Genomic DNA, 8188 nt, shown 5'->3' with positions numbered 1-8188 from the left:
GGCGCTCCAGCGCGTCCAGGTACGCCGTGGTCAGGCCCTCCGGGCTGCCGATCCGGGTGAACAGGTTGCAGAAGCCGCAGCGCACCTCGCAGAACGGGATGTGCAGGTACAGCGAGAGGGCGTCCTGCTTCTCGCCACGCCACAGCTCGGCCAGCGTCGGGCGGTCCGGCAGCGGGCGGTACGCCGTCTTGTGCGGGTACGCGTAGACGTACGACTGGTACGGGGACTCGGGGGTCGTCGTCATCGGGGTTCCTGGGAGGTGGCCGGGAGGGTGAAGTGCGCGTACGGCACCGTCCAGACCACCTCGTGGCCGATCCGGTGACCGGTGTAACCGTCCTCGCCGTACGCCGTGCCGTGGTCCGAGCAGACGATCGCGAAACACGGCCGACGCGCGGACATCGCCGCGAACAGCCGCCCGAGATGCGCGTCCACGTACTCCAGCGCGGCGGCGTGGCTGGCCCGGGAGTCGCCGTCCTCGCGGGTCGCGCCCGGCAGGTGGAACCAGTTCGGCTGGTGCAGCGCCGAGACGTTGACGAACAGGAACAGCGGCTGATCGGACGGCTGCTCGGCGGCCACCCGCTCGGCCACCGCCACCTGCGACTCGAAGGAGGTCGGCGACGGGACGCCCAACTCCGGTGCCCAGTGGCTCTCCTGGAACAGGCCGGGCAGGACGGAGCCGAGCGGGCCCTGCTTGTTGAAGAAACCGACGCCGCCGATGCAGACCGTGCGGTAACCGGCCGCGGCGAGCGCCGTCGGCAGATCCGGCGCGTCGAACACCCAGGTGCGGGACTCGGTCGACTCGGAGCCGGCGAAACGCGCCGCGAACAGGCGCGGGTGCGGGCCGTCGGGCGAGGCCGGCGTGGGCAGGAACCCGGCCAGGATCGCCTGGTGGGCGGCGTACGTGAAGCTGCCCGGGGAGTGGCGGCGCTCCCACGCGCCGTTCGGGATCACCCGGGCGAGGTGGGGGAGGCGGCCGGCGGCGAGGAGTTCCTCGGCGACGTCGAAGCGGAGGGTGTCGAGGGTGAGGAGGAGGAGATCGTGGGTGCCGACGATCTCGTTCATGTTCGGTATGTCGTGGTGCACGGGGGTTCCTTCGGGGTTACGCCGCCGGGGCGTCGACTGGCTGGGGCTGCCCTTCCGCTGCGTGCGGGTGCGGAGCGTGGGCTGCCGCCGTGCTCCGGTGGAGGGCGTTCAGGTAGCTCGGCGAAGCCAGTTGGGCCGCGTAGGTGTCGAGGCCCGGGGCCGGGCCGTCCGGCAGGCCGGGGAGGTTGGGGAGCAGGTCGCCGAAGGCGTTGACCTCGCCGACCAGGGTGCGGCGCCAGTGGGAGGAGGGGAGGAGGTCGACGCCGACCATGGGGGCGCGCGGGAAGCAGGCGGCGGCGGCTTCCGCGGTGGCGAGCAGGGTGGGCCAGGTGTCGCCGGCGGCGGCGCGGGCGGCCGGGAGTTCGCCGCGGGCGCCGCCGAGGTGGAGGTTGGTCATGGGGTGGCGGCTGGTGCGGACCACCACGTGGGTGGCGCGGCCGCCGACCACCAGGACGCGCAGGTCCGCGGCGCGGCCGTGCTGGCCGGACTTGGGGACCCACTGTTCGACGTGGAGGCCCTCCGGGGTGAGCCGGTCGACCAGGGCGGCGACCTCGGTCGCGCCGCGGTAGCGCCGGACGGTCAGCGAGTTGTGCAGCCCGTCCGGGGTGACCTCCACGGAGGTGGTGGCCTGGATCTGGCCGCGCGGGCCGAACTCCAGGGCCACCACGCCCGAGGCGGAGGAGCCGTGCACCGGTTTGAGGAAGGCCCGGCGCATTCCGGCGGAGGCCATCCGTTCGCGCAACTCCTCGAAGGAGTGCGGGAGTTCGCCGGGCAGCGCGCGGGGCACCGGCACCCCGGCGGCGGACAGCGCCGCGTGGGTGCGGCGCTTGTCGAACATCACCGCTGTCTCCTCCGGGTCGCCGAGCAGCCGCACCCCGGGCCGGGCGGCCAGCTCGCGCAGGGCGGCGGTCACGCCCGCGTACCAGGCCGGGCCGCCCTCGACCCGGGTGGCGGCGTAGCCCGCGCCCAGGGCGGCGCCGCGCAGCAGCCGGTCGGCCTCCGGGTCCTCACCGGGCGAGTCGACCCGGACCACCGCGCCGGGCGGCAGCTCGTACCGCCCGCGCAGCACCGCGGACCAGGGCAGCACGGCGGGCTCCGGCAGCCCCGCGGCGCGGGCCGCGGCGGCGAACAGGGTGACTCTCCGGTGGCCCGGGCAACCCAGGACGACCAGCTGTGGCGGCGTCAACGCAGGACCTCCGGCTACTCGGAGACGGCGACGTAGCGCCAGTTGTCGTTCGGGTCCTCGGCGTCGGAGAGGTCGATCTCGACGCCGGGCAGGGCGTCCCGCAGGCGCTTCTGCATGCCCTCGGTGAGGTAGTGGTGGTGCAGGTCCAGCGTCTTCAGGTGGGTGAGGGGCTGGCCCTCCAGCAGCGCCGCCGCACCCTCGTCGGTGAGCGCGCCCATGGACAGCGACAGTCCGGCCAGTCGGGGAACCACCGGGGCGTGGGCGATCTCGGCGGCGATCCGGTCCTGCTGCTCGGCGTTCTGCAGGCCCAGGTACCTCAGCGAGGGCAGGTTGGCGCCGGACAGGAACGGGCCGAGGTCCGCCATCGTCCAGTCGCCGCCGTAGTTGTCGACGCCGAGCCACAGCTCCAGCTTCTCCAGCGCGGGGAAGTCGCAGGCGGCGACCGAGCGGACCACCACGCCCGGCAGGCCGCCGGCCTCGAAGCGCAGCGCCTTCAGCTTCTCGTGCCGCAGCGGCTTCAGGGAGAGCCGGTCGTTGCCGTCGTAGTCCTCGCCGGCGCCGCGCATCACCAGCTCCTCCAGCAGCGGGAAGGTCTCCAGGACCGGCGTGATGTCGCAGGTCTGGATCCAGGAGATCTCGCACTCCTCCATGACGATGTCGCCGATGAACAGCGCCCGCAGCGCGGGGAAGCGGGCGGCGGACGCGAGCACCACCGGCAGCGCCTCGGACAGCGACTCCGGCTCCTCGGAGAACCAGCGGCCGATCACCACCGCGGTGACCTCCTCCACCGCGACGGTCTCCAGGAACTTCGCCCAGTACTCGGCGAAGGTGGTGTCGTCGTCCCAGTCCACCCAGATCTTCCAGGCGGTGGCCGCCGCCGCGGGAAACTTCCCCTCCTCGGAGGCCTTGAGGAAGTCGGTGACCGGAAGGCCGTGGAACTCCTCGATGTGCTGATTGATGGTCATGCGCCGCTCCTCGCTGCTCGTCGTGGGGCCGGACCCTGTCTACCAGCCGCCCCCGACGTTCACCCGCACGGGGAATTGTTCGGGCGTGGTGTTGTCGGTGGGGCCGCCTAGTTTTCCGGTCGGGACGTCCGGCGCCCGGCCGGACCCGACCGCGGGAGGACTCCGTGTACCGCCAGGGAGACGTACTGATCGTGCCGGTCGAGCAGGGCGCGGTCCCGGCCGCGGTGGCCCGCCTGCCGCGCCAGCCGCGGGACGGCCGCGGCCGGCTGGTGCTGGCCCTCGGCGAAGTCACCGGCCACGCCCACGCGGTGGTCGGCCCCGGCGAACTGCTGCGCGAGTCCGGCCCGTTCGGCCGCGCCTGGCTGCACCTGCCGGAGGGCGGCAAGGTCGTGCACGAGGAGCACGCGGCGATCGCCCTGCCCACCGGCTGGTTCCGAGTGGTCCGCCAGCGCGAGTACGTGCCCGGCGCGGTCCGGATCGTCGCGGACTGAGCCCGGCCGCCCCGTAAGAGACAGAGGACAGAACTGATGAGCACGCAGCTGACCGGCCGTCCGGCCGACGCCTCGGTGGCGCACTGGCGGGCGGTCGCCGCCGCCACCGGTCCCGCCGACCGGGCCACCGCCGAACAGGCCGTCCGAACCGCCTACCGGGCCGCCGGGCTGGCCGAGCCCGCCGAGTTCCGCTGGTACCCCTCGCCGCTCGCCGCCGTCACCGAACTGCTCGACCACCGCGAGGAGTTCGGCCGATCCGTGCGCGAACAGGTGCGCACCGCCGCCTGGGAACGGGCCCGCACCGCCGCGTTCACCGCGCTCGGCCCGACCGGCTGGGCCGAACTGTGGGGCGCGACCGGCGCCGAACTCGCCGCCACCGCCGCACTGCCCGCCGAACGGGTCCGCGCCGCGCTGCTCGACCACTTCGCGCCCGAACCCGAGCCGCTCGGGTGGGAGGAGTCCCGCCTCCCCGCGAACAAGGAACTCCGCCGGGTCGCCGGCGAGACCCGCGCCAAGGTCCGCCTCACCGTGCTGGACGCGGTCGCCGGCCAGCACGACGCCGCCTGGTTCGCGGCCTTCGACACCGCCGGCACCGGCGACGAGACGCTCGCTGCGCTGGCCGGCGTCGCCCGACAGACCGGCTGGTGGTGGCCGTTCGAGAACACCGTGCTGCTCAGCGAACGCCCCGTGGCCCTGCACCGCGACGAGGCCGGCCGCCTCGACCGCGCCGACGGCCCCGCACTCGCCTACGCCGACGGCTTCGCGCTGTACGCCTGGCGCGGCATGCCCGTCCCCGCGAACTTCCTCGACCGGCTGACCGACCTCACCGTGGAACGCATCCGCACCGAGGAGAACGCCGAACTGCGCCGCGTCATGCTGGAGCACTTCGGCTACGAGAGGTACCTGGCGGAGAGCGGCGCGGAACCGCTGCACCGCGACGCGACCGGCGTTTTGTGGCGGATCCAACTCCCGGACGACGAATCGGTGGTGATGGTCGAGGTGGTCAACTCCACCGCCGAACCGGACGGCACCTTCCGCACCTACTACCTGCGCGTCCCGCCGCACATCCGCACCGCGAGGGCGGGCGTGGCCTGGACCTTCGGGGTCGAGGAGGACGAGTACCGCCCCCAGCGGGAGACGTAGGAGAGCAGATGGGCGCGAAAACAGGGGCGCTCCCTACATGCCTATGTCCCGAAGGCGGGAGACGAGCACCCCCGCAGGGCTCTCGTCCGTCTCCAGTTGGAGCCAGTGGTGGAGGACCTCCGCCGTCTGGTCGTCGCGGACGGCCGTCGCCGCGGCCATCACCACGAACTGGTCGACCAGCCACGCGCAGAGGGAGTCGAGCGGGATCTGGCGGCCCTCGTCGAGCCAACTGATCGCGGAGGCCTCCACCACGGAGATCCAGGAGCGGACCAGCAGGGTGAGTCGGGGGCCGGCCTCGCGGACGCCCAGGTGGCGCAGGGTGCGCCGAATCGCGGCGCGGCGGACGTCGTCGACGATCGCCGAGGTGCGGGCGGTCTCCACGACGGAGCCGCCGCGCAGCAGCGCGCCGTAGCCGGCGGCGTGTTCGTCGACGAAGTCGAAGTAGCGGTGGAGGACCGCGCCGAGCTGTTCGGTGGGGGTGCCGGTGAAGGTGGCGACCGTGAATCGGGTGGTGAGCTCGGAGGCGGCGCTGCGCAGAGCGGCTTCGTACAACTGCTGCTTGCCGCCGGCGAAGTAGCGGTAGACGAGCGGACGGGACGCGCCGGCGGCCTCCGCGACGTCGTCGAGCGAGACGTCCTCGGGCGGTCGGGCGGCGAACAGTTCGAGGGCGACGGCGATCAGCTGTTCGCGCCGCTGCTGGACGGGCAGGCGGCGGTAGCCGGTGCGCCGGGGGCGCTCCGCCGCGGCGGGGGAGGGGGTCGCTGCCATGGGTGTCAGGGTAATCGCCGGGCGGGTCCGCGCTCTGCGGGCAGGACCGGCGGGTCCCTGCCGAGCGACGGCCGCCGTCGACCGCAGACTGTGACCAGGTGTCGGCGGAGTGCGACGAGGAGCGGCCGGTGCGGTGGGTACGGGCGGTCGGCCGGTGGGTCGGGAAGTCGCCGGGGACGTACGTGTGGCTGCTGCTGCTCGCGGTCACCAGCTTCGTGGTGGCCCGGAAGGACCCGGCCGCGCTGCACTTCTTCCTGCAGAAGCGCTCCACCAACATCGACCAGCTGAACGCGCATCCGGTGCACGCGCTGCTGGCCAGCTTGATCTGGACCGAGCAGGCGAACTTCCTGTTCTACTTCGTGATGTTCCACCTCTTCCACGTCCCGGCCGAGCGCTGGCTCGGCACCGGGCGCTGGCTGACGGTGGCGCTGACCGCGCACGTGCTGGCGACGTTCATCAGCCAGGGGGTGGTGGCCTGGGGCGTGCACCACCAGGTGCTGCCGATGAGGATGGCGCGCACCGTGGACGTCGGGGTGTCGTACGCGCTGGCCGGTGTGGAGGGCGTGCTGACGTGGGGCCTGGCGGGCGTCTGGCGGTGGGTGTACGGGTGCGGGCTGGTGGTGTTCTACCTGGTGGCGCTGTTCACCTCGCGCACGTTCACCGATCTGGGGCACTTCTGCGCGGTGCTGATCGGCCTGGCGTTCCGTCCGATCACCCGCGGCCGGCCGGTCTGGGACCCGGGGCGCACGCTGCGCCGATTGCGAGCTGGACACAGTTGACGGGGTCACTTTCAGATTGGGGTTGAATTCGCCTGGCGCTGCGACAGGATGGCCGGATGGCTCATGAACTGAACGAACGTCACATCGGCGGCCCCACCCCGCGCCGCATCGCCGACTCCCATGTCCACGCCCTCGCCGACCTCGACCCGCTGACCGCGGTCTACCTCGGCCTCAACCCGGACGACGACCGGCTGACCGACCTGTCCCCGGCGGGCACCGGCGCCCTCGCCGACCTGGCCCGCCGCACCCTCGCCGAACTGGACGCGCTGGAGGCGTCCGGCCCGGTCGAGGACGAGGCGGAGCGCCGCTGCGCCCGACTGCTGCGCGAGCGGCTGACCGCGGAGCTCGCGGTGCACGACGCGGGCGAGGAACTCCGGACGGTCCGCAACCTGGGCTCGCCGGTGCACAACACCCGCGAGATGTTCACCCTGCTGCCCACCGACACCGACCAGGACTGGCAGCGGCTGGAGCGCCGGCTGGCCCGCTTCCCGGAGGCGATGGCCCAGTACCGGCAGACCCTGGAGGAGGGGCTGCGTCGCGGCCTGTTCTCGGCGCCGCGCCAGGTGGACACCGTGGTCGGCCAGTTCGGCGAGTGGATCGAGTCCGAGCGGCCCGGCGGTTGGTTCGGCGACCTGGTCGCCCCCGCGCCCGAGCACCTGCGGGAGCAGCTGACCGCCACCGCGGTCGCGGCCACCGGGTCGCTCGCCGAGCTGCGCGACTGGATGCGCGACGTGTACGGCCCGGCCACCCAGGGCACCCCCGACGCGGTGGGCCGCGAGCGCTACACCCGCTGGGTGCGGTACTGGACCGGCGCCGACCTGGACCTGGACGAGGCGTACCGCTGGGCGTGGGAGCAGTTCCACGACCTGGACGCGCAGATGCGGGTCGAGGCGGAGAAGGTGCGTCCCGGAGCCACCCCGATGCAGGCGATGAAGTGGCTGGAGACCGACGGTCCGGCGATCCGCGGCGAGCAGGAGGTGCAGGAGTACCTGCAGGGCCTGATGGACCGGGCGATCAACGACCTGCAGGGCGTGCACTTCGACCTGGCCGACCCGCTGCTGAAGGTGGAGTCGCGGATCGCCCCGCCCGGCAGCGCCGCCGCCCCGTACTACACCCAGCCGTCGCTGGACTTCTCCCGTCCCGGCCGGACCTGGCTGCCCACCCTGGGCCGGGAGGCGTTCCCGGAGTGGGACCTGGTCTCCACCTGGTACCACGAGGGCGTTCCCGGCCACCACCTGCAGCTCGCGCAGTGGACGTACATGGCGGACCGGCTCTCCACCTACCAGGTCACCCTGGGCGGCGTCAGCGCCAACATGGAGGGCTGGGCGCTGTACGCCGAGCGCCTGATGGACGAGCTGGGCTACCTCACCGACCCGGGCCACCGCCTGGGCTACCTGAACGCGCAGATGATGCGGGCGCTGCGGGTGATCGTGGACATCGGCATGCACGCCGAGCTGGACTTCCCTGCCGACTCGCCGTTCGCCGCCGGCGAGCCGATGCTGCCGGAGCGCGCCCGCGAGTTCTTCGGCGCGTACTGCGGCCTGTCCGCCGAGTTCCTGGACAGCGAGCTGGTCCGCTACCTGGGCCTGCCCGGCCAGGCGATCGGCTACAAGCTCGGCGAGCGGGCCTGGCTGAGCGGCCGGTCCGCGGCCCGGGCGGCGGCCGCGGCGCGCGGCGAGGAGTTCGACCTGAAGGCGTGGCACATGGCGGCGCTGTCGCAGGGCTCGCTGGGCCTGGACGACCTGGTGACGGAGCTGAGCGCGCTGTAACCGA

General features: G+C 73.3%; 8 protein-coding genes and 1 pseudogene. 4 read left to right on the top strand and 5 right to left on the bottom strand.

Features of this window, described 5'->3' with window-relative positions:
- From IEZ12_RS37705 to IEZ12_RS04950, 4 genes and pseudogenes are all read right to left on the bottom strand, one after another.
- Positions 1-244 (bottom strand): annotated as a pseudogene (locus IEZ12_RS37705) (STM4012 family radical SAM protein); the annotation flags it as partial.
- Entirely contained in the window at positions 241-1062 is an 822-nt protein-coding gene (locus IEZ12_RS04960; RefSeq protein ID WP_189271117.1) for an STM4013/SEN3800 family hydrolase, read from the bottom strand. The gene IEZ12_RS04960 and the pseudogene IEZ12_RS37705, both read right to left, overlap by 4 nt.
- A 37-nt stretch (positions 1063-1099) precedes the next feature.
- Positions 1100-2269, bottom strand: coding sequence for an STM4014 family protein (locus IEZ12_RS04955; RefSeq protein ID WP_189270992.1), 1170 nt, complete (start codon positions 2267-2269; stop codon positions 1100-1102).
- A gap of 14 nt (positions 2270-2283) precedes the next feature.
- Positions 2284-3234 (bottom strand): STM4015 family protein, encoded by a 951-nt coding sequence (locus IEZ12_RS04950; RefSeq protein WP_189270991.1) that lies wholly within the window; start codon positions 3232-3234, stop codon positions 2284-2286.
- 164 nt (positions 3235-3398) lie between these two features.
- Here IEZ12_RS04950 and IEZ12_RS04945 point away from each other — a divergent pair, with 164 nt between their 5' ends.
- Both IEZ12_RS04945 and IEZ12_RS04940 read left to right on the top strand, forming a co-directional pair.
- Positions 3399-3725, top strand: coding sequence for a DUF8820 family protein (locus IEZ12_RS04945; protein WP_189270990.1), 327 nt, complete (start codon positions 3399-3401; stop codon positions 3723-3725).
- 36 nt (positions 3726-3761) lie between these two features.
- The gene (locus tag IEZ12_RS04940) at positions 3762-4868 is read left to right on the top strand and encodes a DUF6745 domain-containing protein (protein ID WP_189270989.1); all 1107 of its coding nucleotides are present in this window, start codon (positions 3762-3764) and stop codon (positions 4866-4868) included.
- A 33-nt stretch (positions 4869-4901) separates the two neighbouring features.
- On the opposite strand, the gene IEZ12_RS04935 is transcribed toward IEZ12_RS04940, so the two are convergent.
- Positions 4902-5636 (bottom strand): TetR/AcrR family transcriptional regulator, encoded by a 735-nt coding sequence (locus IEZ12_RS04935; RefSeq protein ID WP_189270988.1) that lies wholly within the window; start codon positions 5634-5636, stop codon positions 4902-4904.
- 128 nt (positions 5637-5764) lie between these two features.
- Between IEZ12_RS04935 and IEZ12_RS04930 the strand changes: the two genes are divergently transcribed.
- Together IEZ12_RS04930 and IEZ12_RS04925 are read left to right on the top strand one after the other, a co-directional pair.
- On the top strand, positions 5765-6415 hold the full coding sequence (locus tag IEZ12_RS04930) for a rhomboid-like protein (protein WP_189270987.1): 651 nt from the start codon (positions 5765-5767) through the stop codon (positions 6413-6415).
- 56 nt (positions 6416-6471) lie between these two features.
- Positions 6472-8184, top strand: a complete 1713-nt coding sequence (locus IEZ12_RS04925) for a DUF885 domain-containing protein (protein ID WP_189270986.1) — start codon at positions 6472-6474, stop codon at positions 8182-8184.
- The last annotated feature ends 4 nt before the right edge of the window (positions 8185-8188 follow it).

The organism is Kitasatospora griseola, assembly GCF_014648555.1.
GTDB classification, from domain to species: Bacteria; Actinomycetota; Actinomycetes; order Streptomycetales; family Streptomycetaceae; genus Kitasatospora; species Kitasatospora griseola.
Note: the sequence above shows the minus strand (reverse complement) of the source record. Positions and strands in the feature narration are given on the sequence as shown.

Coding starts and splice junctions, on each gene's coding strand:
- IEZ12_RS04960 (WP_189271117.1), bottom strand. CDS start 1,062: ATGAACGAGATCGTCGGCACCCACGATCTCCTCCTCCTCACCCTCGAC.
- IEZ12_RS04950 (WP_189270991.1), bottom strand. CDS start 3,234: ATGACCATCAATCAGCACATCGAGGAGTTCCACGGCCTTCCGGTCACC.
- IEZ12_RS04940 (WP_189270989.1), top strand. CDS start 3,762: ATGAGCACGCAGCTGACCGGCCGTCCGGCCGACGCCTCGGTGGCGCAC.
- IEZ12_RS04935 (WP_189270988.1), bottom strand. CDS start 5,636: ATGGCAGCGACCCCCTCCCCCGCCGCGGCGGAGCGCCCCCGGCGCACC.
- IEZ12_RS04925 (WP_189270986.1), top strand. CDS start 6,472: ATGGCTCATGAACTGAACGAACGTCACATCGGCGGCCCCACCCCGCGC.